The following is a 22348-nucleotide window of genomic DNA, read 5'->3' as shown; positions in this document are numbered from 1 at the left end:
GAGGGCATAAGCTGGGTTTATGGCAGAGGTGAGCGGGAGGGAGAGCGGGGCCCAGGCGGCGGGCGGATCGCTGGCACACCGGGTACCGGATCTCGGCGCGCTGGAGCTGCTGCTGGCCGTGGCACGGCTGGGCAGCCTCGGCGCCGCCGCGCGGGAGCTGGGCATCACCCAGCCCGCCGCGAGCAGCCGTATCCGCTCCATGGAACGGCAGCTGGGCGTGGGGCTGGTGGACCGCTCGCCGCGCGGGTCGCGGCTGACGGACGCCGGGGCGCTGGTGACGGACTGGGCGCGGCGGGTCGTGGAGGCCGCGGAGGCTTTCGACGTGGGCGCGCAGGCGCTGCGGGACCGGCGGGACTCGCGGCTGCGGGTCGCGGCGAGCATGACCATCGCCGAGTATCTGCTGCCCGGCTGGCTGATCGCGCTGCGCACGCGGCGGCCGGACACGGCGGTGTCGCTGCTCGCCGGGAACTCCGCGGTGGTCGCGGAGCGGCTGCTGGCGGGGGAGGCCGACCTCGGGTTCGTGGAGGGGCTGACGCTGCCCGGCGGACTGGACTCCGCGGTCATCGCCCGCGACCGGCTGATCGTGGTCACCGCTCCCGGACACCCCTGGGCGCGGCGCCGGCGAGGAGCCGTCTCGGCCGAGGAACTGGCGGCGACCCCCCTGATCCTGCGCGAGACGGGCTCGGGGACGCGGCAGGTGCTGGACGCCGCGCTGGGCTCGCCCGCGGTGCCGCTGATCGAGTTGTCCTCGACGACCGCGGTGAAGGCGGCGGCGGTGAGCGGGGCGGGGCCGGCGGTGCTGAGCGAGCTGGTGGTGGGGGAGGAGCTGGCGTCGCGGCGCCTGGTGCGGGTGCCGGTGGAGGGCGTGGCGCTGGCGCGGGCCCTGCGGGCGGTCTGGCCGACGGGCCACCGGCCGGCGGGACCGGCACGCGACCTGCTCTCCCTGACCCGCGCACCGTCCCGACAGGAAGACGCGCACACCTGACACAGCCGGGCCAGGGTCACGGCCCCCTCGGCCACGGCGCCGGGGCCGCGCCCCTGGTCCCGTGGGCCGGGGGTGCCCCGCACCGCGCCCAGGGGACCCGCAATGGCCCGCGCCTGAACCTTTGCCTCCCGCCCCGGCTGAAGGCGCCCTCGCCGAAGGCGGCCTGCCCCTGCCGGAGGCGGCCTGCTCCCGGCGGCGGCGGCCTGCCCATGCCGGAGGCGATCCGGCCCCGTTGGCGGCGGCCTGCCCTCGCTGGCGGCGGCCTGCTCCCGCTGGAGGCGACCCGCCCTCACTGGAGGCCTGTCCCTGCCGGAGGCGGCCTGGTCCCGGCGGAGGCGGCCTGCCCCTGCCGGAGGCGGCCTGCTCCCGCTGGAGGCGACCCGGCTCCGTCGGAGACGACCCCGCCCCCCGCCGGCGGCGACCCGCCCCTGCCGGAAGCGGCCTGCCGCTGCTGGAGGCGACCCGGCCCCGCTGGAGGCGACCCCGCCGGAGGCGACCCGCCCCGCCGCAGGCACGCGCCCCCTGCCCGCCTCCGTCGCCTCCCTACGCCAAGAAGCCCCGCAGCAGCGCCGCCGTGCCCGCGCAGTGTTCGCGCATCATTTCGCGGGCGCCGTCCGCGTCGCCGTCCAGGACCGCTTCGACCAGGGCCGTGTGCTGGCGCTGGGAGTGTTCCAGGTTGCGCACCAGCAGCGGGATGCAGTCCAGCAGGTCGTTCACCGTGGCCCGTACCGCCGCGTACTGCGCCGTGAGCGTGGCCGAGCCGCTCAGCTCGGCCAGGGTGAGGTGGAGCAGGGTGTCGCGGCGGCGGTAGTCGGCCAGCGGCGCGTCCTGCGTGGCCGCCAGCGCCTCCCGCAGCCGCTCCGCCCGGTCCGGCGTCAGCCCGTGCTGGGCGCACAGGCCCGCCGCGCCCACCTCCAGCACCTCCCGGAACCGCAGCACGTCCTCGATGTCGACCTCGGCGATCCGGCGGCGCAGCTCGTCCTCGCCGCCGGCGTCCGCCATCTGCGGGCGCGGCAGCACAAACGTTCCGCCGTAGCGGCCGCGCCGGGCCTCCACGAGCCCCTGGTCCTGGAGGACCTTCAGCACCTCGCGCAGCGTCACCCGGCTGATCCCGAGCCGCTCCGCCAGCTCCCGCTCCGCGGGCAGCCGCCCGCCGGTCGGCACGAGCCCGAGCCGGACCACCTGGAGGATCTGCTCCAGCGCCTCCTCGAAGCCGTTGCCCGCCCGCACCGGCCGCAGCAGCGGCGTGAGCCGGTCCGCCGCCCCGGCCGGCCCGCTCTCCCCCTCCGTCCGCGCCATCCCGCCGCGTCCCCTTCCCAAGCAAAGGTCAACAGCAATACCTTATGGCTTCCGGTGCCGCACGAGAACGCCGCAGCAGCCCGAGGAGGCTCTCCCGTGGCAGACCGCACACCCCCGCTGAGCGTCGAGGAGCTGCACGCCCTCGTCGCGAGCGGTGAGATCGACACCGTCGTCCTGGCCTTCCCCGACATGCAGGGCCGGCTCCAGGGCAAGCGGTTCGCCGCCCGCTTCTTCCTCGACGAGGTCCTCCATCACGGCACCGAGGGCTGCGCCTACCTCCTCGCCGTCGACGCGGACATGAACACCGTCGAGGGATACGCCATGTCCTCCTGGGACCGGGGCTACGGCGACTTCGCCCTGCGTCCCGACCTGCGGACGCTGCGCCGTATCCCCTGGCACCCCGGGACCGCCCTGCTGATCGCCGACCTCGCCTGGGAGGACGGCTCGCCCGTCGCCGCCGCGCCCCGGCAGATCCTGCGCCGCCAGCTCGAGCGGCTCGCCGCGCTGGGCTACACCGCGCAGGTCGGCACCGAGCTGGAGTTCATCGTCTTCCGCGACACCTACGAGCAGGCCTGGGACTCCGGCTACCGGGGTCTGACCCCCGTCAACCAGTACAACGTCGACTACTCGATCCTCGGCACCGGACGCATCGAGCCCCTGCTGCGCCGTATCCGCAACGAGATGGCCGGCGCCGGGCTGACCGTCGAGTCCGCCAAGGGCGAGTGCAATCCCGGCCAGCACGAGATCGCCTTCCGCTACACCGAGGCCCTGACCACCTGCGACCAGCACGCGATCTACAAGACAGGCGCCAAGGAGATCGCCGCCCAGGAGGGTGTCTCGCTCACCTTCATGGCCAAGTACAACGAGCGCGAGGGCAACTCCTGCCACATCCACCTCTCCCTCGCCGACACCGGTGGCCGCAGCGTCATGGCCGCGGACGGCGGCGGGATGTCCGACGTCATGCGGCACTTCCTGGCCGGGCAGCTCGCGGCGCTGCGCGAGTTCTCGCTGCTGTACGCGCCGAACATCAACAGCTACAAGCGGTTCCAGCCGGGCTCCTTCGCCCCCACCGCCGTCGCCTGGGGGCACGACAACCGCACCTGCGCCCTGCGCGTCGTCGGCCATGGCAGCTCCCTGCGCTTCGAGAACCGTCTGCCCGGCGGGGACGTCAATCCGCACCTCGCGGTGGCCGGGATGATCGCGGCCGGCCTGCACGGCATCGAGCAGAAGCTCGAACTGCCCGAGCCCTGCCCCGGCAACGCCTACGCAGCCGACTTCGCGCACGTCCCGGCCACCCTCCGCGAAGCCGCCGGACTGTGGGAGAACAGCCCCTTGGCCAAGGCCGCCTTCGGCGACGAGGTGGTCGCGCACTACCGCACCATGGCCCGCGTCGAACTCGACGCCTTCGACGCCGCCGTCACCGACTGGGAGCTGCGCCGCTCCTTCGAACGCATGTGAGGCCCGGGTGACCTCGCGTATCAGCCGCACCGCCTTCAGGGGCGGCGGGCTCGCCATGTCCCGCGAACTCGGCGTGCCGTTCGCCCGCGAGGGCATCCGCGTCGACGCGCGGTGCCCCGGGCCGGTCGACACCCCGCTGCCGACGGAGCTGTTCGCCGAGGACTCCCGCGCGTACGCCGCGCCCCTGTAGGAGGGAAACGGTACGGTCCGGGCGTATGCGACAGCTCCTCGCGTGGACCCTGGCCGCGGCCGCCGTCCTGGCGGCCGCGCCCGCCGCCCGTCCCGCCGCCCCCGTGGACGGCCGCGCCGCCTGCCCCCGCCTCACCACCACCTGGTACGGCGACAACCGCGCCCACCTCCAGCAGGCGATCGACCAACGCGGCACCTGCGCCGGCCGGCCCGGCCGCCCCCGCCCGGTCGCCGTGTTCGACTGGGACAACACCGTCGTCAAGAACGACGTCACCGACGCCACCCTCTCCTGGGCGCTGCGCCACGACCGGCTGCTGCGCCCGGCCCGCTGGACGGACATCAGCGCCTGGCTCACGGACGCCGCCGACCGCGCCCTGACCCGCGCCTGCGGCCCCGGCGCGCCCGGCACACCGCTGCCGACCTCGGCCGACGCACCCTGCGCCGACGAGATCCTCCAGATCCGGGAGAACGCCACCACCATGAGCGGCGCGGCGGCCTTCGCCGGCAGCTGGAACCACCGGCGCACCGTGCCGCAGTACGCCTGGGTGCCACAGCTGTTCACCGGCCGCACCCCGGCCGACCTCGCCGCCTACGCCGACGCCGCCCGTCGCGAGGCCCTCGCCGCCCCCGTCGGCACCACCCGCCGCGTCGGCACCCACACCCTGCCCGCCTACGTCCGCTACTACGACCAGCAGCGCGACCTCGTCCGCACCCTGCGGCGGGCCGGCTTCGACGTCTACATCGTCTCCGCGGGCTCCGAACCGATCACCGAGGTCTGGTCCCGCGGCGTGGGCCTCGACGCCGCGCACACCATCGCCATCCGCTCCGTCCTCGACGCCCACGGACGCATCACCCCCCGGACCGAGGGATGCGGCGGCGTCCCGGCGACCCGCGGGGCGGTGATCCCGTACATCGACGGCAAACGCTGCTTCGTCAACCAGGAGATCTACGGCGTCCACGGCCCCGCCGCCTGGCAGCGCCTGCCCTGGCGGCAGCGCCCCGCGATCGCCGCCGGAGACGCCGACACGGACGTCGCCTTCGTGGCCGACGCGACCGCCGTGCACCTCGTGATCAACCGCAACAAGCCGGAACTGATGTGCAGGGCCTACGACGACGCCGACGGGCACTGGCTGGTCAACCCGATGTTCCTCGAGCCGCTGCCCCGCCGCGGCACCGCCTACCCGTGCGCGACGACCGCGTACACGGCGCCCGACGGCACGGCGGGACCGGTGCTGCGGGACGACGGGTCGGTGGTGCCCGACCAGCGGGACACCGTGTACTGACCGGCGGGCCGGGCCCTACAGTGCCCGGATGAGCATGACGCCCCCGCCCGGCTGGTACCCGGACCCGACGGCCGAGCACCTGGAGCGCTGGTGGGACGGCACGGCCTGGACCGAGCACCGGCGCACCCGCCCGGCCCCGGCGCCCCCGACCGTGCCCCTGCACCAGCCGGTCACGGCGCAGCCGCCGGCGTTCCCGGCGTCACCGGCGATGTTCCCGCAGCAGCCGGCGACGGTCCCGCAGCGAGCGGCCTCCCCGTCACGGGCCAAGGCCGTCGCGCTCACCGTCGCCGGGACCGTGCTGGTCGCCGCGATCGCCACCGGCGCGCTCCTGCTGGGCCAGGGCGACGACGGCGCCGACCCCACCGCCGGGACGACCCCGCGGCCCGCCCCGACCCCCGCCACGGCGACGGGCCGGCCGACCACCCCCGAGCCGTCCTCCGCCTCGCCCACCGGTGACCCGTCCGTCGTCGTCGACCAGCTCAACGGCATCACCCTGACCATGCCGGCCGGCTGGGTGCGGCCCGAGTTCGTCGCCGACGACTCCGTCGTCATGACCACGGACGGCACCTACGACTGCCCCGGCGACCCCGGGATGTGCCGCCACGGCCTGGTCACCACCCACACCGCGACCTCCACCGGCCAGACCTCACCGGAGGCGCTGGCGAAGGCGGACATCAGCGAGGCGGCCGGGCTGGCCTTCGACGAGGACACCCTGAACCGGCGTCCGTTCGGCGGGATGACCGGCCATCAGGTCGTGGGCCAGGGCACGGTGGCCGTGGCGGGCCGCGCCGGGTACTACGTGCGCTGGCACGTCACCGCCGCCAAGGGGCCCGGCGGCTACGTCCAGTCCCTCGTCTTCCCGTCCAGCACCGGCACCGAGGCACCCGTCGTCGTGCGCTACGTCTTCGACGCCGGCCAGGACGGGCCGCCGCTCACCGACATGGACCGCATCACCCGGGGCATCCGGCCCGTCGGCGACGCGGCCACCGGCGGCGGTGTGGGCAGCAGCATCGGCCCCACCCGGTGAGCAGCCGATCCGTCACAGGAACGTGTGACCCTCGCCCCGGTAGGTCGGCACGGTCGCGGTGACGCGGTCGCCCTCGACCAGATGCAGCGCGTCGAACCGCTCGCACATCTCGCCGGCCTTGGCGTGCCGGAACCACACCTTGTCGCCGATCAGCAGGTCGTCGGCCGGCGAGCCGAGCAGCGGCGTCTGCACCTCGCCGGGCCCCTCCTGCGGGTCGTACCGCAGACCCTCGGGCAGATACGGCACCGGCAGCCGGTCCGGTCCGGCCGCGCCGGAGGCCGGGTAGCCGCCGCCCAGCACGGTCACCACGCCCACGCCCGGCCGGCGCACCACCGGCTGCGCGAACAGCGCGGCCGGACGGCCGCTGAACGACGTGTAGTTGTCGAAGAGGCGCGGCACGTACAGCCCCGACCCGGCCGCGATCTCCGTGACGGCGTCCTCGGCGGCCGTGTGCTGCACGCTGCCGGTGCCACCGCCGTTGACGTACTCCAGGTCCGGCACCAGGGCGCGCAGCGCGCGCACCACCGCGGCGCGCCGCTCGGCCAGTTCACGGCGGGCGGCGGCCTGCATCAGCCGGATCGCCCGCGAGCGCAGCGGCCGCCCCGCGACCGCGTCGCCGACCCCGGCGACATGCCCCTCGTACGCCATGAGCCCGACGACCTTGAAGCCCGGCCGGCGGGTCACCGCGCGCGCCAGGTCGGCCACCTGGGCGGGGGAGTGCAACGGGGAGCGCAGGGCGCCGACCCGGACCCGGCCGCCGAGGAGCCGCAGCGAGGTGTCCAACTCCAGGCAGACACGCACCACTTCCCGCCCGTCACCGCGTGCGGCGTCGATCAGGTCGAGCTGCGCCACGTCGTCGACCATCACGGTCACCGCGGCCGCCAGCTTGGGATCGGCGGCGAGCTCGGCGAAACGGGCGCGGTCGGCGGACGGGTAGGCGAGCAGGACGTCGTCGAAGCCGGAGCGCGCGAGCCACAGGGACTCGGCGAGCGTGAACGACATGACGCCGCGGAAACCGTCCTTCGACAGGACGCGTTCCAGCAGCGCCCGGCAGCGCACGGACTTGCTCGCGACCCGGATCGGCTTGCCTCCCGCACGGCGGACCAGATCGTCCGCGTTGGCGTCGAAGGCGTCCAGGTCCACGATGGCCACGGGGGCGTCGAGATGGGCGGTGGCCCGGTCGTAACGGGCCCGGTCGGCGGCGCGCGCAGTCATGACGGCAGCCTGCCAGACCGGATTACCGCAGGGTAGGGGGACGTTCCGGGCAGATGCCCCGGGCTCCCCGGACAGGTTCCCGTCCGGCCGGTTCCAACCCGTAGAGTGACGCGCAGCGCAGGCGAAGCGATGGTCCGGGGCCGAGGAAACGGGGGGTGCATGAGCACGGAGGCACGCCACGGCGCCCGACCCCGGCCGGACCGCCCGACAGCCGGCGGAACGGGCCCCACGACCGGTTCCGCCTCCCCGTCCGCTTCGAGCCCCGACTCCGGTTCCGCTTCTGGTCCTGCCGGCCCTGGATCGGCCCGTCCCGCAGGGGCCTCGCCGCGCTTTCCGCTGCTGCGGCCCGGTAGGCCCGCCGACGCCGACCAGGACGCTCCGCCGCCACCGGCGTCGGCCCGTTTCCCGGACGACCCGCCGCCGCCCCCCGCGTCCGCCCGCTTCCCCGACGGCCCGCCGACCGTCGGCCGGGGCATAACCGGCCTGCGCCCGGGCGGGTCCGAGCCGGCGGAGACCCCGGCGGAGACGACCGCCCGGCTGCGTCCCATCCCCGCCGCCGACGACCTGGCGGGGGATTCCGTTTCGGCTTCGCGTGCCGCTTCCGTCACGGCCGGTCCGGCCGTCGGCTCCGCCGGGCTCCCGCCCCGGCCCGGTGCGCGCGCGGCACAGGCCCGCCTCGGTGACGGCGGCGCGTCGGCGGCGTACCGCGGGGACCGCCCCGGCCCCGACCGCCCCGGCCCGGACCGCCCCGGATCCGGCCCCGACTCCCGGCCGGCCGTGGGCCGCGCCCCACGCGTCCCCGGCCCGGCCGGCAGCCCCGACACCTCCGCCGCCTTCGGAGCGCGGGGTGGCGGTTCGCCGGACCCGGCCCCGCCCGGCGGCACACCCGGCCGTCCCCCGTCCGCCACCCCCGGCAGCCGCCCGGACCTCGCCGCCACCGGCACCCCCTCGCCCGACCCCGCCCTGTCCTGGACCACCGGCGGACCGGCGCGGCCGAGGGTGTCGTTCGGGCAGCCCGAGTTCTTCGACGACCGGTCCGCCCCCGGACCCGCGCGGATGCGGCGCCACACCGTCGCGGCCGCCGTGTGTCTGGTCCTCGGCCTCGGGCTCATCGGCGGGGCCGTCACCGGGGCGTGGCTGACCGGCGACTCGGACGACTCCGGGAAGGCCGGCACGTTCACCGCGACCGCCGGCCTGTGGCACAACGTCCCCGTCGACCAGCTCTTCCCGCCCACCGTGTCCGGCCCGGGCGCGGGCCCCGGCGGAGCCGACCGCACCTGGACCCGGATCGCCGTCGCCCCCGACGGCGGCTGCGCCGACGCCTTCGACCCGCTGCTGCAGGAGGCCCTCGCCCCCGTCGGCTGCGCCCGCCTGCTGCGCGCCACGTACACCGACGCCACCGAGAGCCACGTCACCACCGTCGGCCTGCTGTTCACCAAGGCCGACCCGGCCGGCATGCGGGCACTGAGCGCCCGCTTCCGCACCGAGGGCCTCGGCACCCGCCCCGATCTGATGCCCCGCCCCTACGCGACCGCCGGCACCCCGGCCGCCCGCTTCGGCGACCGGCAGCGCGCCGCGTGGACGATCACCGTGCTCACCGACGCCCCCCTCGTCGTCTACGCCGTCTCCGGCTGGGCCGACGGCCGCACCGTGGACGCCCCGCAGCCCGCCCCGGCCACCGCGTCCGGCGCCACCACCGCCCCCGTCCAGGCCGGCCTCGGCAACGAGGCGGAGGGCCTGGCCGACCGCATCGAGAAGAACCTGCGCCGCAGCGCGAACCCGCCCACGGAGACGTCGTCATGAACCGCCCCGCCACCGCCCGGCGCGCGGGCCGCACGGGGCTGCTGGCCTGTCTGCTCGCCGGTTCCCTCGCGCTGCTGCCCGCCGCCCCCGCACAGGCGGACGGCATACGGGGCCAGCAGTGGGCCCTGGACGCCCTGCACGCCCAGCAGATCTGGCGCACCACCCGCGGCGAGGGCGTCACCGTCGCCGTCCTGGACACCGGCGTCGAGGCCGACCACCCCGACCTCGCCGGCAACGTCCTGACCGGCGCCGACCTCGTCGGCTTCGGCGCGCGGGAGGGCCAGCGGCCCTGGGCCCGGCACGGCACCGCGATGGCCTCGATCATCGCCGGGCACGGCCACGGCCCCGGCGGCGCCGACGGCGTCATGGGCATCGCGCCGAAGGCACGGATCCTGCCCGTGCGCGTGATCCTGGAGGACAGCGACCCCGACCGCGACCGGGCCCGCCGCACCCGCGGCAACGCCCTCGCCGACGGCATCCGCTGGGCCGCCGACCACGGCGCCGACGTCATCAACCTCTCCCTCGGCGACGACTCCGCCTCCGCGCACCCCGAGGCCGGCGAGGACGAGGCCGTCCAGTACGCGCTGAAGAAGGGCGCCGTCGTCGTCGCCTCGGCCGGCAACGGCGGCGAGAAGGGCGACCACATCTCCTACCCGGCGGCCTACCCCGGCGTCATCGCCGCCACCGCCGTCGACCGCTTCGGCACCCGCGCCTCCTTCTCCACCCGCCGCTGGTACGCCACCGTCAGCGCCCCCGGCGTCGACATCGTGATCGCCGACCCCGACCACCGCTACTACCAGGGCTGGGGCACCTCCGCGGCCTCCGCGTTCGTCTCCGGCTGCGTCGCCCTGATCAAGGCCGCCCACCCGGGTCTCACCCCGGCGCAGATCAAGCAGCTGCTGGAGCAGACCGCCCGCAACGCTCCCGTCGGCGGCCACGACGACTCCCGCGGCTTCGGGTTCGTCGACCCGGCCGCCGCGATCAAGGCGGCCGCCCGCCTGGAGCCGCAGGGCCTTCGCTCGGCGGCCTACGGCGAGAAGTACTTCGGCGACGGCCCCGAGGCCGCCCGCGAGGACGACGACACCAGCGACTGGGCGGCCCCGCTCGCGGGCAGCGCCGGCGGCGTCCTGCTGGTCGCGGCCGTCGTCCTGTGGCGGGGGCGGCGCGAGCAGTACCACGGGCGGGGCCGGCGCGAGGAGTACGACGCCCTGTGAACGCCGCCCTGCCCCACCGCGTAGGGTCGAGGCCGTGGCGAACAAGAACATTCCCGACCCCGGCTTCTCCGACGACGACGGCTCCGCCGACCCCCGGCTGAGCGCCGCGCTCGCCGCCTGGGCCGAGGACCGCACGGCCGTCGCGCCCGTCCTTGCCGCACTCAAGGGCGCCCGGCTGCTCGTCCCGGTGGTGGCCGTGCTGGGCGAGGTCGAGGAGGACGAGAACGGTCTGCGCCGCGAGAAGACCTCCGACATGGCCGTGCCGACCCTGAAGGCCGGCGGCCGGACCGCGCTGCCCGCCTTCACCTCCACCGACTCCCTGGCCCGCTGGGACCCGGCGGCCCGGCCCGTCGCCGTGCCCCTGCACCAGGCGTTGCAGGCCGCCGCGCACGAGAAGGCCGACACGGTCGTGCTGGACCTGGCCGGCCCCGTGCCGTTCGAGCTGACCGGCCCCGCGCTGCTCGCGCTCGCCGAGGGCCGCACCAGCACCGACCCGCTCACCGACCCGGCGGTGCTCGACGCCGTGCGCACGGCGGTGGCGGCGGAGCCGGCCGTGCTGCGCGCCCACCTCGGCCCCGGCCAGGCCGACGGCACCCTCGCCCTCGTCCTCGACCCGGCCGCCGCGCCCGCCGAGACCGCCCGCGCCGTCGCCGGGCGGCTGGCCGCCGACGAAACGCTGAGGGCCCGCCTGGTGCGCGGCCTCGACCTGGCAGTCCTGCCGGCCGAGGTCACGCCTCCGGGCGAGCCCCTGTACGTACGCGGGTGAGCTGCTAGCCGTAGACCGGGCCGGTGTACTTCTCGCCCGGACCCTGGCCCGGCTCGTCCGGGACGATCGACGCCTCGCGGAAGGCCAGCTGCAGCGACTTCAGACCGTCGCGCAGCGGCGCCGCGTGGAAGGAGCTGATCTCGGTCGTGGACGCGTCGAGCAGACCGGCGAGGGCGTGCACCAGCTTGCGGGCCTCGTCCAGGTCCTTGTGCTTGTCACCCTCCTCCGTCAGGCCGAGCTTCACGGCGGCGGCGCTCATCAGGTTGACGGCGACCGTCACGATCACCTCGACGGCGGGGACCTCGGCGATGTCGCGGGTCATGGCGTCGAAGTCGGGAGCCTCGGACGGTTCGGTGGACTCAGGAGGGGTGTCACTCATGTCCCACACGATAGGCCCCGGACCACGGCGGTTCGCACCACCCCCGGGTAGCTGCTAACCTTGTGTGACGACCGGCCGGACACCCCATTCGAGCAGCACCGGAGTGTACGGCCCACAAGTGGAGGCTCCGAACTCCCACCCGACCGCCCTCCGGGACGGCGGGTCATCCGGTCAGGCGGCCACCATCGTTCCGTACGGACGATGGAGCCGCCCGATAGTGCGCCCCGCGGTCACCGCGGCGGTGCTCCGGTAGTGCGAGGAGCCCCGCCTGTGATCGTCCGGGGCATTTTTTCTGCTTCGGCGCGGTTAGGTCTCACACACAGACATACGCGGCTGTCCGCCAGACTGCCGTGTGGTGCTAACCGAGGAGGATCCATCAGCGCCGAGCCCCGCATCAACGACCGGATTCGCGTTCCCGAGGTGCGACTTGTCGGTCCCAGTGGCGAGCAGGTCGGCATCGTGCCGCTCGCGAAGGCACTGGAGCTTGCTCAGGAGTACGACCTCGACCTGGTTGAGGTAGCGGCGAACGCCCGTCCGCCCGTGTGCAAGCTCATGGACTACGGGAAGTTCAAGTACGAGTCGGCCATGAAGGCCCGTGAGGCGCGCAAGAACCAGGCGCACACGGTCATCAAGGAGATGAAGCTCCGGCCGAAGATCGACCCGCACGACTATGACACCAAGAAGGGTCACGTCGTCCGGTTCCTCAAGCAGGGCGACAAGGTCAAGATCACGATCATGTTCCGTGGTCGCGAGCAGTCCCGGCCCGAGCTGGGCTACCGGCTGCTGCAGCGCCTCGCGGAGGACGTCCAGGACCTCGGTTTCGTCGAGTCGAACCCGAAGCAGGACGGCCGCAACATGATCATGGTTCTCGGTCCGCACAAGAAGAAGACCGAGGCGATGGCCGAGGCCCGCCAGGCGCAGGAGGCCCGCAAGGCCGAGGCGAAGGCGAACCCGGGCAAGTCGCAGAACGCGGCCGACCCGGACGCCGTCAACGCCGAGACCCAGGCGGAGGCCCCCGACGAGGCCCCTGCCGAGGCTTCCGCCGAGGCGTGATCCCGGGGGACACACGTCCCCGAGGATGTAACCGAAACAAGAGCGACGCTCCACCGTGCCCGGTTTTCGCAACCGGGCACCGGAGCGCCACCGACGAGGAGATAACGGCGCTATGCCGAAGAACAAGTCGCACAGCGGTGCCAGCAAGCGCTTCAAGGTCACCGGCTCCGGCAAGGTGCTCCGTGAGCGCGCCGGCAAGCGCCACCTGCTCGAGCACAAGTCGTCCCGCGTGACGCGTCGCCTCACCGGCAACGCCGAGATGGCCCCGGGCGACGCCGCGAAGATCAAGAAGCTTCTCGGCAAGTGACGTACGGGCGCCACTGAGCGCCGTACGGCTCAACCGGGACCCAATCGATTCCGGGCCGTGTGAGGACACCCACGGCCCCGCTACAAGGAGTTAACAAGTGGCACGCGTCAAGCGGGCAGTCAACGCCCACAAGAAGCGCCGGGCGATCCTCGAGCAGGCCTCCGGCTACCGCGGTCAGCGTTCGCGCCTGTACCGCAAGGCCAAGGAGCAGGTCACCCACTCGCTGGTCTACAACTACAACGACCGCAAGAAGCGCAAGGGTGACTTCCGCCAGCTGTGGATCCAGCGCATCAACGCCGCTGCCCGCGCCAACGGCATCACCTACAACCGCTTCATCCAGGGTCTGAAGGCCGCGAACATCGAGGTCGACCGCAAGATCCTGGCCGAGCTGGCCGTGAACGACGCCAACGCGTTCGCCGCGCTGGTCGAGGTGGCGCAGAAGGCGCTGCCGTCGGACGTCAACGCGCCGAAGGCCGCGTGACGCCGCGCTGGCTTTAGCCGTTCGTTGCAGGACCCGCAGGCCGAGAAGCCTGCGGGTCCTGTCGTTGGGTCGGCTCTGTCGTCGTTCGGCTGCGGGTCCGTCGTGGCTGGTCGCGCAGTTCCCCGCGCCCCTGGGTCGGCCGGGGTGCCGCGGTCCGAGAACCACCGCACACTTCCTGAAGGTGAAGAAGCATGCCTCCCGTCAGCCCTGAGCTGATCTCTCCGCGGTCCCCCCGTGTCCTCGCCGCTCGGCGGCTGGCGAAGCGGAACTTCCGGGGGAAGGAGCGGCTGTTTCTCGCCGAGGGGCCGCAGGCCGTGCGGGAGGCGGCCGGGCACGCGGACACGCTGGTCGAGCTGTTCGCCACGGTCGAGGCCGCGGAACGCTACGCCGACATCATCGGCGAGGCCCGCACCGCCGGCGCCCGTATCCACCTCGCCGCCGAGCAGGTCATCGAGGACATCTCCACCACCGTGACCCCGCAGGGGCTCGTCGGCGTGTGCCGGTTCCTCGACACCCCCTTCGAGGAGATCCTCCGCGGCCGGCCCCGGCTCGTCGCCGTGCTGGCCCACGTACGCGACCCCGGCAACGCCGGGACCGTGCTGCGCTGCGCCGACGCCGCCGGCGCCGAGGCGGTCGTCCTCACCGACGCCTCCGTCGACCTGTACAACCCCAAGGCCGTGCGCGCCTCCGTCGGCTCCCTCTTCCACCTGCCGGTCGCCGTCGGTGTCCCCGTCGAGCAGGCCATCGACGGGCTCAAGGCGGCCGGCGTGCGGATCCTCGCCGCCGACGGTGCCGGGGACCGCGACCTCGACGAGGAGCTCGACAAGGGCAGCATGGGCGGGCCGACCGCCTGGGTCTTCGGCAACGAGGCCTGGGGCCTGCCGGAGGAGACCCGGGCCCTCGCCGACGCCGTCGTGCGCGTCCCCATCCACGGCAAGGCCGAGAGCCTGAACCTCGCGACCGCCGCCGCCGTATGTCTGTATGCGTCGGCCCGTGCACAGCGCGCCTCCGGAGGGTGCCGCTCCGTCACCGCGAGCTAGTAGGGTGACAGGCCCTAGGGCCTGCTGCCCAGCTGCCTGAGAGGTGGGATACGGGGATGAGCGTCGGCACCAGCAGCGCACCGGGAGCACGGGATGTGCGGCGAGCGCCCGCACCCCGGCCGCCCGGTGATCCCGCCGCGCCCGGCATCGACCCCGACGACCTGCCCGACGGCCTCGTCGTCGCCGACGAGCACGGCCGTGTCGTCTGCTTCAACGCGGCCGCCGAGCGGATCACGGCCACGCCCGCCGCGCAGGCGCTCGGGCAGACCCTGGAGAAGGCTCTGCCGTTAGAAGACCTGGAGGGGCGGCGCTGGTGGCAGCTGACCGACCCCTACGGCGGTCTCGCCATCCGCACCCGGCAGCCCGAGCGCAACCTCCTCCTGCCCGGCGGCCACGAGGTGCTCGTCACCGTGCGCTATGTGCGCACCGAGCCCACCGGGCCCGTGCAGCGCGTCGTCGTCCAGCTGCGCGACACCGAGGCCCGGCGCCGTACCGAGCGCAGTCACGCCGAGCTGATCGCCACCGTCGCCCACGAACTGCGCTCCCCGCTCACCTCGGTCAAGGGCTTCACCGCCACCCTGCTGGCCAAGTGGGAACGCTTCACCGACGACCAGAAGCGGCTGATGCTGGAGACCGTCGACGCCGACGCCGACCGGGTCACCCGCCTGATCGCCGAGCTGCTGGACATCTCCCGGATCGACTCCGGCCGGCTGGAGGTGCGGCGTCAGCCCGTCGACATCGGCGCCGCCGTGGGGCGCCACATCCAGGCGTACGTCGCCGCCGGCCAGCCCGCCGACCGCTTCCTGCTGCGCCTGGAGCAGCCACTGCCCGATCTGTGGGCCGACCCCGACAAGATCGACCAGGTGCTGAGCAACCTCATCGAAAATGCCGTGCGGCACGGCGAGGGAACCGTCACCATCGACATCACGGCCACGGCCTCCCCCCGGGAAGGGGAGGAGACCGGCACGTCGGTCACGGTGAGCGACGAGGGGCCCGGCATCCCGGAGGAGTCCATGAACCGCGTCTTCACCCGCTTCTGGCGGGGCAGCAAGCGCGGCGGCACGGGCCTCGGGCTGTACATCGTCAAGGGCATCGTCGAGGCCCACGGCGGCACGATCACGGTCGGCCGGGCCCAGCAGGGCGGCGCCGAATTCCGATTTACGCTGCCCGTGGCGGCGCCGGCGTATCTCGCCTAGCGACCCACGGGCGCATTCGTACACCTCCACCCCGTTAGACTCGGCCTTTGGCACCTTTGCGTCCTCACGTGGCCCACACGAGTCGGTGACGGGGACCTTCAGCCAGCCAACCGGAAGCACGGGAAGAGATGTCGGCACCGAATAAGTCGTACGACCCTGTCGAGGTCGAGGCGTTGAAACCGGAAGAGATCGAGCGCATGCGGGACGAGGCGCTCGCCGCCTTCGCCGCCGCGGACTCCCTCGACGCGCTCCAGGAGGCCAAGGTCGCGCACACCGGCGGCACCTCCCCGCTCGCGCTCGCCAACCGGGAGATCGGCGCGCTGCCCCCGCACGCCAAGGCGGCCGCCGGCAAGCTGGTCGGCCAGGCCCGGGGCGCCGTGAACAAGGCCCTCGCCGCCCGCCAGGCCGAGCTGGAGGCCGAGCGGGACGCGCGCGTACTGGTCGAGGAGGACGTGGACGTCACGCTGCCCTTCGACCGCGTGCCGGCCGGTGCCCGCCACCCGCTCACCACGCTCTCGGAGCGCATCGAGGACATCTTCGTGGCCATGGGCTACGAGGTCGCCGAGGGCCCGCAGGCCGAGGCCGAGTGGTTCAACTTCGACGCGCTCAACATCGGCCCGGACCACCCGGCCCGCGGCGAGCACGACACCTTCTTCGTGGCCGGCCCCGAGGGCGGCACCGAGTCCGGCGTGGTGCTGCGCACCCACACCTCGCCCGTGCAGATCCGCTCCCTGCTCGAGCGTGACCTGCCGGTCTACGTGATCTGCCCCGGTGTGGTCTACCGCACCGACGAGCTGGACGCCACGCACACCCCGGTGTTCCGCCAGGTCGAGCTGCTCGCCGTGGACGAGGGCCTGACCATGGCCGACCTCAAGGGCACCCTGGACCACATGGTCCAGTCGCTCTTCGGCGAGGGCATGAAGACGCGGCTGCGCCCGAACTTCTTCCCGTTCACCGAGCCGTCCGCCGAGATGGACATGGTCTGCTACGTCTGCCGCGGCGAGTCCGTCGGCAACCCGGACCGGCCCTGCCGCACCTGCTCCTCCGAGGGCTGGATCGAGCTGGGCGGCTGCGGCATGGTCAACCCGCGGGTGCTGACCGCTTGCGGCGTCGACCCGGAGAAGTACAGCGGCTTCGCCTTCGGGTTCGGCATCGAACGGATGCTGATGTTCCGCCACAACGTCGAAGACATGCGAGACATGGTCGAGGGTGACGTCCGGTTCACCCGGCCCTTCGGGATGGAGATCTGATGCGGGTCCCGCTTTCTTGGCTGCGGGAGTACGTCGACCTGCCGGCGACGGAAACCGGCCGTGACGTCCAGGAGAAGCTCGTCTCCGCCGGTCTCGAGGTCGAGACCGTCGAGCGGCTCGGCGCCGACCTCAAGGGCCCCCTGGTCGTCGGCCAGGTGTCGACCATCGAGGAGCTGACGGAGTTCAAGAAGCCCATCCGCTTCTGCACCGTCGACGTCGGCCAGGCCAACGGCACCGGCGAGCCCCAGGAGATCATCTGCGGCGCCCGCAACTTCCAGGTCGGCGACAAGGTCGTCGTGGCCCTGCCCGGAGCGGTCCTGCCCGGTGACTTCCAGATCGCCGAGCGCAAGACCTACGGCCGGATCTCGCGCGGCATGATCTGCTCCAGCGACGAGCTGAACATGGGCGACGACGGCACCAAGGGCATCATCGTGCTGCCGCCGGAGACCGAGATCGGCAAGGACGCCGTCGAGCTGCTGGAGCTGGTCGACGAGGTCCTCGACATCGCCGTCACCGCCAACCGCGGCGACTGCCTGTCCATCCGCGGCGTCGCCCGCGAGACCGCCATCGCCTACGGCCTGCCGTTGCGCGACCCGGCCCTGCTCGACGTGCCCGCCCCGAACGCCTTCGGCTACCCGGTGCAGGTCGCCGACCCCATCGGCTGCGACCGCTTCACCGCGCGCACCGTCACCGGTCTGACCCCCGAGGCCCGCTCCCCGATCTGGCTGCAGCGCCGTCTGCAGAAGGTCGGCATGCGCCCGATCTCGCTCGCCGTCGACGTCACGAACTACGTGATGATGGAGCTGGGCCAGCCGCTGCACGCCTACGACCGCAACCTGGTCCAGGGCGCCATCGGGGTGCGCCGCGCGGAGGCGGGCGAGAAGCTCGTCACCCTCGACGGTGTGACCCGCACCCTCGACGCCGAGGACCTCGTCATCGTCGACGAGCGCGGCCCCATCGGCCTCGCCGGTGTCATGGGCGGCGCCAACACCGAGATCGCCGACCACGACGACCTCGACAACGCGACCACCGACGTGGTCATCGAGGCCGCCCACTTCGACGCGGTCTCCATCGCCCGCACCGCCCGCCGCCACAAGCTGTCCTCCGAGGCCTCCCGCCGCTTCGAGCGCGGCGTCGACCCGGCGGCCGCCGCCGCTGCCGCGCAGCGCACGGTCGACCTGCTGGTGATCCTCGCGGGCGGCACCGCCGAGGCCGGCGTCACCGAGGTCGTCGCCCCGTCCGCGCCGCGCACGATCGCCGTCCCGGCCGACCACCCGGACAAGGTCGCCGGCGTCACCTACGGCCGCGAGACCGTCGTGCGCCGCCTGCAGGAGATCGGCTGCGACGTCTACGGGCAGGACGAGCTGATCGTCACCGTCCCGTCCTGGCGGCCCGACCTCACCGACCCGAACGACCTGGCCGAAGAGGTCATCCGCCTGGAGGGCTACGAGAACCTGCCCTCCACGCTGCCCAAGCCGCCGTCCGGGCGTGGCCTCACCCACCGCCAGCGTCTGCACCGGCGGGTCGGCCGCGCGCTGGCCGGGGCCGGTTACGTCGAGGCGCCGAACTACCCGTTCGTCTCGGAGCAGGTCTTCGACCAGCTCGGCCTGGACGCCGACGACCCGGCCCGCCGTGTCGTCAAGCTCACCAACCCGCTCAACGACGAGGAGCCCGCCCTCCGCACGTCGCTGCTGCCGGGCCTGCTGAGCGCCCTGCGCCGCAACGACGGCCGGGGCTCGCACGACCTCGCCCTCTTCGAGACCGGCCTGGTCTTCCACCCGCGCGCGGAGCAGAGGACCGCCACCGCGCTGCCGGTGGACCGGCGCCCCACCGAAGAGGAGATCGCCGAACTGGACGCCGCGCTGCCCGAGCAGCCCCGCCACGTCGCCGCCGTCCTCGCGGGCGCCCGCGAGCAGGCCGGCTGGTGGGGCGCGGGCCGCCCGGCCGGCTGGGCCGACGCGGTCGAGGCCGCACGGGCCGTCGCGCGTGAGGCCGGTGCCGAGCTGATCGTCCGCAAGGGCGCGTACGGCCCCTGGCACCCCGGGCGCTGCGCGGAGCTCGCCGTCGTGGCCGACGGTGAGGAGCAGGTCGTCGGACACGCGGGTGAGCTGCACCCGCGTGTGGTGAAGGCCCTCGGCCTGCCCGAGCGCACCTGCGCGATGGAGCTGAACCTCGACGCGCTGGAGCAGGTCGGCGACGACACCCCGCAGGCGCCGCGGATCTCCACCTTCCCGGTCGCCACGCAGGACGTCGCCCTCGTCGTCGACAAGCCGGTCCCGGCCGCCGAGGTCGAGGCCGCGCTGCGCGAGGGCGCGGGTGAACTCCTCGAGTACATCCGGCTGTTCGACGTGTACGAGAACGCGGAGCAGCTGGGCGACGGCAAGAAGTCGCTGGCGTACGCGCTCCGCTTCCGCGCGGCCGACCGGACGCTGACGGTCGACGAGGCGTCGGCTGCCCGGGATGCGGCCGTCGCGCTGGCCGCTGAGCGCACGGGAGCCGTGCTGCGGGGCTAGCCGCCGTCGGGGGGCTGTGAGGTCCGTCGGGCGCCGATCGTGCCCGGTGGATCGCGCAGCTCCCCGCGCCCCCTGCGCGGCGCTTCAGCTCCGTCACTCATCCGGGTGACGTACTCGGCGGATCTAGCCCTTCCGGGTCATACGGCGACAGAATCGGACCGGCCTTTCGGGGCCGGTCCGTCTGCGCTGTCAGGGCCTGATTGGGGGGCCGACGACATGTTCCGCATCAGGGTGCCGCTGCGCCGGGCCGCCGCGCTCGGGCTGCCCACGGCCTGGGGCGCCGTGGCGGTCACCTACAAGCTGGCCTGCCCGCTGGCCCAGCAGGACGGGCTCGGTGCGCGGATCGCCACCAGCGCCGTCTTCTTCGCCGTCGGCACGGGGATCGTCGCCCATGTCCGCGGCACCCTGCTCAGGGAACTGCGGCAGATACGCCGTGTCGCCGGTGCCGCCCAGCGGGTGCTGGTCCGGCCGCTGCCGCCCCGCATCGACGGCCTGCACGTCGCCGCGGCGCAGCTCGCGGCCGAGCGCGGCGCCAGTGTCGGCGGAGACCTGTACGAGGTCGTCGCCACCGAGCACGGTGTCCGTGCCGTCATCGGCGATGTGCGCGGTCACGGGCTCGCGGCGCTCGGCACGGTCGCCGCGGTCCTCGGTAGTTTCCGCGAGGCCGCGCACGACGAGCCCGACCTGGGCGGTGTCCTGCGCCGCCTGGACCGGGCGCTGGACCGGCACCTGCGCGAGCGCGCCCGCGCCGAGCATCCCTCGGCGGGCCGCTCGGTCCCGGACACCCCGGTCGCCGAGGAGTTCGTCACGGTCCTGCTCCTGGAGATCGCCCGCGACGGCCAGGTCCACGCCCTGAACTGCGGCCACCCCTGGCCGTACCGCCTCAGCGGCCCCTGCGTCGAGCCGCTGGCCCGGTCCGATCCGCTGCCACCGCTGGGCCCGTTCGAGCTCCCGCCCGACCTGTCCGCACTGTCCTGCGGCCCGCTGCGGCCCCGCGAGATGCTCGTCCTCTTCACGGACGGCGCGGAGGACGCCCGCGACCGGCGGGGCCGCTTCTTCCCGTTACGGGCGGCGCTGGCCGGCGCGGCCCGGGTGTCGCCGATCACGCCGGAGAGGATCCTCCGGACGACCCTCGCGGCATTGCTGCGCCACACGGCGGGCCCGCCCACCGACGACACAGCGCTCCTGATCCTCCAGAACGAGCGGCTGCACCCACACCCTCAAGGGGTGTGCGGAACCGGGCGACCGGCCACCGCGCACCCGCAGCCGACGACGCACCGATAGTCCCAGGGCGGTGCATCGCACCGCTCCCGGCCGGGCCGCCGCTGATGGAGGGGGAGCCGGCGGCCCGGCCGGCCTCTTGCGAGGGGGTCAATTCAAGCCGCTGAACACGCTGAGCGACACCGCGTGCACACCGCGGATGCGCGCACTCGGTTCACACCCCGTGCGAAGCGGGACGCACTACTCTGTCGGGCACCGAGCCACCGGGGGGCCACCCATGCAGCCCAACACACTGCTCGACGCGATCCTGGACGAGGCGGGCATCTCGCACGCCGGTCTGGCCGCGCACGTCAACCAGGCCGGCCGGGCCCGAGGGCTCGCCCTGCGCTACGAACACACCGCCGTGGCCCGCTGGTTGAAGGGTCAGCGGCCGCGCGGCCAGGTGCCCGACCTGATCTGCGAGGTGCTCGCGGGCCGTCTGCGGCGTCCCGTCACCCTCGACGACATCGGGCTCGGCGTCCCGGGCGAGCCCCACACCCCGCACGGCACCTCCCTGTCCGGGTTCGTGGAGCGGGCCACCGCCCTGTGGCGGTCCGACGAGCAGCAGCGCCCGCACCTGCTGGGCGCTCCCGCGGTCACCGGCACGCCCGCGGTGATGCCCGTGTGGGAGTGGGAGAACCCGCCGGAGGACGTCGACGTCTCGCGCGGAGGCCGGCACCGGGTGACCCCGGCCGACATCGAGATGCTGCGCGCCGCCCGCGCGCACTACGAGCAGATGTACCGCAAGACCGGTGGCGTCGCGACCCGTTCACGGATCGTCGGGTTCCTCAACGCCGAGGCCGCGCCGCTGCTGCGCGGCGGGTACACCGACGCCACGGGCCGCCAACTGCACCGCGCCACCGGCGGGCTGGTGGCCGTCGCGGGCATCTGCGCCTACGACTCCGACGCGCACGGCCTGGCCCAGCGCTACTTCCACCAGGCGTTGCGGCTCGCCAAGGCCAGCGGCGACCGGGGGCTCGGCGCGTACGTGATAGCGCTGCTGGTCAACCAGTCGCTGTTCATGCGGGAGTACCGGCAGGCCGTCGCCTTCGCCGAGGCCGCGCTGCGGGCCGCCGACCGGCACATCACCCCGGCGCTCACCTCCGACCTGTACGCGATGCAGGCGAAGGCGTACGCGCACCTAGGCGACGGCAGCGGCGCGCTGTCCTGCATCCGGCGGGCCGAGCAGGCCGCCGAACGCATCCGGCGTGGTCACGAACCCGACGAGACCGGCTATGTCCAGCCGGGCCTGGTCAATGTGCAGGTGGCGGAGGCGCTGCTGAGCCTCGGCGAGCTGCGGGCGGCGGCGGAGCACGCGGCGGCGGCCGTGGACACCCCCGCCCACGACCGCGGCCGGGTGCACCGGCTGGCCATGCTCAGCACGATCGAGCTGCGTCAGGGCAACGCCGACAAGGCGGTGGTGACGGCCGTGCAGATGGCCGAACAGGCCCGCGGGATGGAGTCCCAGCGGCTGCGCGACCGGCTCAGAGCGGTGCGTGAGCACCTGGTGAGCAGCGGCGGTGCGGGCACGGCCGAGGCGGCCGAACTGATCGACGGGGCCCTGCGCGTGCCGCTGTGAACCGCGGCACGCGGTAGGCGGGACCCATCGCTGCTGCGATATTGCCACTTA

19 protein-coding genes and 1 pseudogene are annotated in these 22348 nt (G+C 74.1%); 17 read left to right on the top strand and 3 right to left on the bottom strand.

Annotated features, from left to right (window positions below; all coding sequences use genetic code 11):
* Positions 1-19: 19 nt before the first annotated feature.
* Complete coding sequence (locus AB0E88_RS07555; RefSeq protein ID WP_361625392.1) at positions 20-985, top strand: LysR family transcriptional regulator; 966 nt, start codon at positions 20-22, stop codon at positions 983-985.
* Between the two features lie 543 nt (positions 986-1528).
* Here AB0E88_RS07555 and AB0E88_RS07550 read toward each other — a convergent pair.
* Entirely contained in the window at positions 1529-2284 is a 756-nt protein-coding gene (locus AB0E88_RS07550; RefSeq protein WP_361625389.1) for an FCD domain-containing protein, read from the bottom strand.
* Positions 2285-2380: 96 nt separating this feature from the next.
* Here AB0E88_RS07550 and AB0E88_RS07545 point away from each other — a divergent pair, with 96 nt between their 5' ends.
* The 4 genes and pseudogenes from AB0E88_RS07545 to AB0E88_RS07530 all read left to right on the top strand — a co-directional run bounded on the left by AB0E88_RS07545 (position 2381) and on the right by AB0E88_RS07530 (position 6241).
* Complete coding sequence (locus tag AB0E88_RS07545) at positions 2381-3742, top strand: glutamine synthetase family protein (protein ID WP_361625386.1); 1362 nt, start codon at positions 2381-2383, stop codon at positions 3740-3742.
* Between the two features lie 10 nt (positions 3743-3752).
* Positions 3753-3915: pseudogene (locus AB0E88_RS07540) on the top strand (short-chain dehydrogenase); the annotation flags it as partial.
* A gap of 42 nt (positions 3916-3957) precedes the next feature.
* Positions 3958-5214, top strand: a complete 1257-nt coding sequence (locus AB0E88_RS07535; RefSeq protein ID WP_361625953.1) for a haloacid dehalogenase-like hydrolase — start codon at positions 3958-3960, stop codon at positions 5212-5214.
* Between the two features lie 28 nt (positions 5215-5242).
* On the top strand, positions 5243-6241 hold the full coding sequence (locus AB0E88_RS07530; protein WP_361625383.1) for a DUF2510 domain-containing protein: 999 nt from the start codon (positions 5243-5245) through the stop codon (positions 6239-6241).
* Between the two features lie 12 nt (positions 6242-6253).
* Here the strand turns inward: AB0E88_RS07530 and AB0E88_RS07525 are convergent, their stop codons facing one another.
* A complete protein-coding gene (locus AB0E88_RS07525) occupies positions 6254-7456 on the bottom strand; it encodes an amino acid deaminase/aldolase (RefSeq protein ID WP_361625380.1) in 1203 nt (400 codons plus the stop codon).
* Positions 7457-8233: 777 nt separating this feature from the next.
* Between AB0E88_RS07525 and AB0E88_RS07520 the strand changes: the two genes are divergently transcribed.
* Genes AB0E88_RS07520 through AB0E88_RS07510 form a run of 3 tightly spaced genes read left to right on the top strand, consistent with a single transcriptional unit; the run spans position 8234 to position 11239 of the window.
* Positions 8234-9259, top strand: a complete 1026-nt coding sequence (locus tag AB0E88_RS07520; RefSeq protein WP_361625377.1) for a hypothetical protein — start codon at positions 8234-8236, stop codon at positions 9257-9259.
* Positions 9256-10473 (top strand): type VII secretion-associated serine protease mycosin, encoded by a 1218-nt coding sequence (mycP, locus tag AB0E88_RS07515; protein WP_361625375.1) that lies wholly within the window; start codon positions 9256-9258, stop codon positions 10471-10473. Before AB0E88_RS07520 ends, mycP begins: the two co-directional genes overlap by 4 nt.
* Positions 10474-10507: 34 nt before the next feature.
* On the top strand, positions 10508-11239 hold the full coding sequence (locus AB0E88_RS07510) for an SseB family protein (protein WP_361625372.1): 732 nt from the start codon (positions 10508-10510) through the stop codon (positions 11237-11239).
* Positions 11240-11243: 4 nt separating this feature from the next.
* On the opposite strand, the gene AB0E88_RS07505 is transcribed toward AB0E88_RS07510, so the two are convergent.
* Positions 11244-11618, bottom strand: a complete 375-nt coding sequence (locus AB0E88_RS07505; protein ID WP_361625369.1) for a DUF1844 domain-containing protein — start codon at positions 11616-11618, stop codon at positions 11244-11246.
* Between the two features lie 375 nt (positions 11619-11993).
* Here AB0E88_RS07505 and infC point away from each other — a divergent pair, with 375 nt between their 5' ends.
* From infC to AB0E88_RS07460, 9 genes are all read left to right on the top strand, one after another.
* Positions 11994-12671, top strand: a complete 678-nt coding sequence (gene infC, locus AB0E88_RS07500) for a translation initiation factor IF-3 (protein WP_361625950.1) — start codon at positions 11994-11996, stop codon at positions 12669-12671.
* 112 nt (positions 12672-12783) lie between these two features.
* On the top strand, positions 12784-12978 hold the full coding sequence (gene rpmI / locus AB0E88_RS07495; RefSeq protein ID WP_004933563.1) for a 50S ribosomal protein L35: 195 nt from the start codon (positions 12784-12786) through the stop codon (positions 12976-12978).
* 97 nt (positions 12979-13075) lie between these two features.
* The gene (gene rplT, locus AB0E88_RS07490) at positions 13076-13459 is read left to right on the top strand and encodes a 50S ribosomal protein L20 (protein ID WP_016642495.1); all 384 of its coding nucleotides are present in this window, start codon (positions 13076-13078) and stop codon (positions 13457-13459) included.
* 191 nt (positions 13460-13650) lie between these two features.
* Positions 13651-14499, top strand: a complete 849-nt coding sequence (locus AB0E88_RS07485; protein ID WP_361625364.1) for an RNA methyltransferase — start codon at positions 13651-13653, stop codon at positions 14497-14499.
* Positions 14500-14555: 56 nt separating this feature from the next.
* Positions 14556-15695: an ATP-binding protein gene (locus AB0E88_RS07480; protein ID WP_361625362.1), complete on the top strand. Its 1140-nt coding sequence runs from the start codon at positions 14556-14558 to the stop codon at positions 15693-15695.
* 128 nt (positions 15696-15823) lie between these two features.
* Complete coding sequence (pheS, locus tag AB0E88_RS07475) at positions 15824-16945, top strand: phenylalanine--tRNA ligase subunit alpha (protein ID WP_361625360.1); 1122 nt, start codon at positions 15824-15826, stop codon at positions 16943-16945.
* Positions 16945-19458, top strand: coding sequence for a phenylalanine--tRNA ligase subunit beta (pheT, locus tag AB0E88_RS07470; RefSeq protein WP_361625352.1), 2514 nt, complete (start codon positions 16945-16947; stop codon positions 19456-19458). The genes pheS and pheT overlap by 1 nt, the downstream gene beginning before the upstream one ends.
* A 216-nt stretch (positions 19459-19674) precedes the next feature.
* Positions 19675-20742, top strand: coding sequence for a PP2C family protein-serine/threonine phosphatase (locus AB0E88_RS07465; RefSeq protein WP_361625349.1), 1068 nt, complete (start codon positions 19675-19677; stop codon positions 20740-20742).
* A 214-nt stretch (positions 20743-20956) separates the two neighbouring features.
* On the top strand, positions 20957-22297 hold the full coding sequence (locus AB0E88_RS07460; protein WP_361625346.1) for a transcriptional regulator: 1341 nt from the start codon (positions 20957-20959) through the stop codon (positions 22295-22297).
* The last annotated feature ends 51 nt before the right edge of the window (positions 22298-22348 follow it).

The sequence above is a fragment of the Streptomyces sp. NPDC028635 genome (assembly GCF_040637635.1).
Taxonomy (GTDB): Bacteria; Actinomycetota; Actinomycetes; order Streptomycetales; family Streptomycetaceae; genus Streptomyces.
Note: the sequence above shows the minus strand (reverse complement) of the source record. Positions and strands in the feature narration are given on the sequence as shown.

What these genes read in the sequence shown, in the direction of transcription:
- AB0E88_RS07555 (WP_361625392.1), top strand. Translation starts at nt 20, where the DNA reads ATGGCAGAGGTGAGCGGGAGGGAGAGCGGGGCCCAGGCGGCGGGCGGA.
- AB0E88_RS07550 (WP_361625389.1), bottom strand. Translation starts at nt 2,284, where the DNA reads ATGGCGCGGACGGAGGGGGAGAGCGGGCCGGCCGGGGCGGCGGACCGG.
- AB0E88_RS07535 (WP_361625953.1), top strand. Translation starts at nt 3,958, where the DNA reads ATGCGACAGCTCCTCGCGTGGACCCTGGCCGCGGCCGCCGTCCTGGCG.
- AB0E88_RS07530 (WP_361625383.1), top strand. Translation starts at nt 5,243, where the DNA reads ATGAGCATGACGCCCCCGCCCGGCTGGTACCCGGACCCGACGGCCGAG.
- AB0E88_RS07525 (WP_361625380.1), bottom strand. Translation starts at nt 7,456, where the DNA reads ATGACTGCGCGCGCCGCCGACCGGGCCCGTTACGACCGGGCCACCGCC.
- mycP (WP_361625375.1), top strand. Translation starts at nt 9,256, where the DNA reads ATGAACCGCCCCGCCACCGCCCGGCGCGCGGGCCGCACGGGGCTGCTG.
- AB0E88_RS07505 (WP_361625369.1), bottom strand. Translation starts at nt 11,618, where the DNA reads ATGAGTGACACCCCTCCTGAGTCCACCGAACCGTCCGAGGCTCCCGAC.
- rpmI (WP_004933563.1), top strand. Translation starts at nt 12,784, where the DNA reads ATGCCGAAGAACAAGTCGCACAGCGGTGCCAGCAAGCGCTTCAAGGTC.
- AB0E88_RS07485 (WP_361625364.1), top strand. Translation starts at nt 13,651, where the DNA reads ATGCCTCCCGTCAGCCCTGAGCTGATCTCTCCGCGGTCCCCCCGTGTC.
- AB0E88_RS07480 (WP_361625362.1), top strand. Translation starts at nt 14,556, where the DNA reads ATGAGCGTCGGCACCAGCAGCGCACCGGGAGCACGGGATGTGCGGCGA.
- pheS (WP_361625360.1), top strand. Translation starts at nt 15,824, where the DNA reads ATGTCGGCACCGAATAAGTCGTACGACCCTGTCGAGGTCGAGGCGTTG.
- pheT (WP_361625352.1), top strand. Translation starts at nt 16,945, where the DNA reads ATGCGGGTCCCGCTTTCTTGGCTGCGGGAGTACGTCGACCTGCCGGCG.
- AB0E88_RS07465 (WP_361625349.1), top strand. Translation starts at nt 19,675, where the DNA reads ATGTTCCGCATCAGGGTGCCGCTGCGCCGGGCCGCCGCGCTCGGGCTG.
- AB0E88_RS07460 (WP_361625346.1), top strand. Translation starts at nt 20,957, where the DNA reads ATGCAGCCCAACACACTGCTCGACGCGATCCTGGACGAGGCGGGCATC.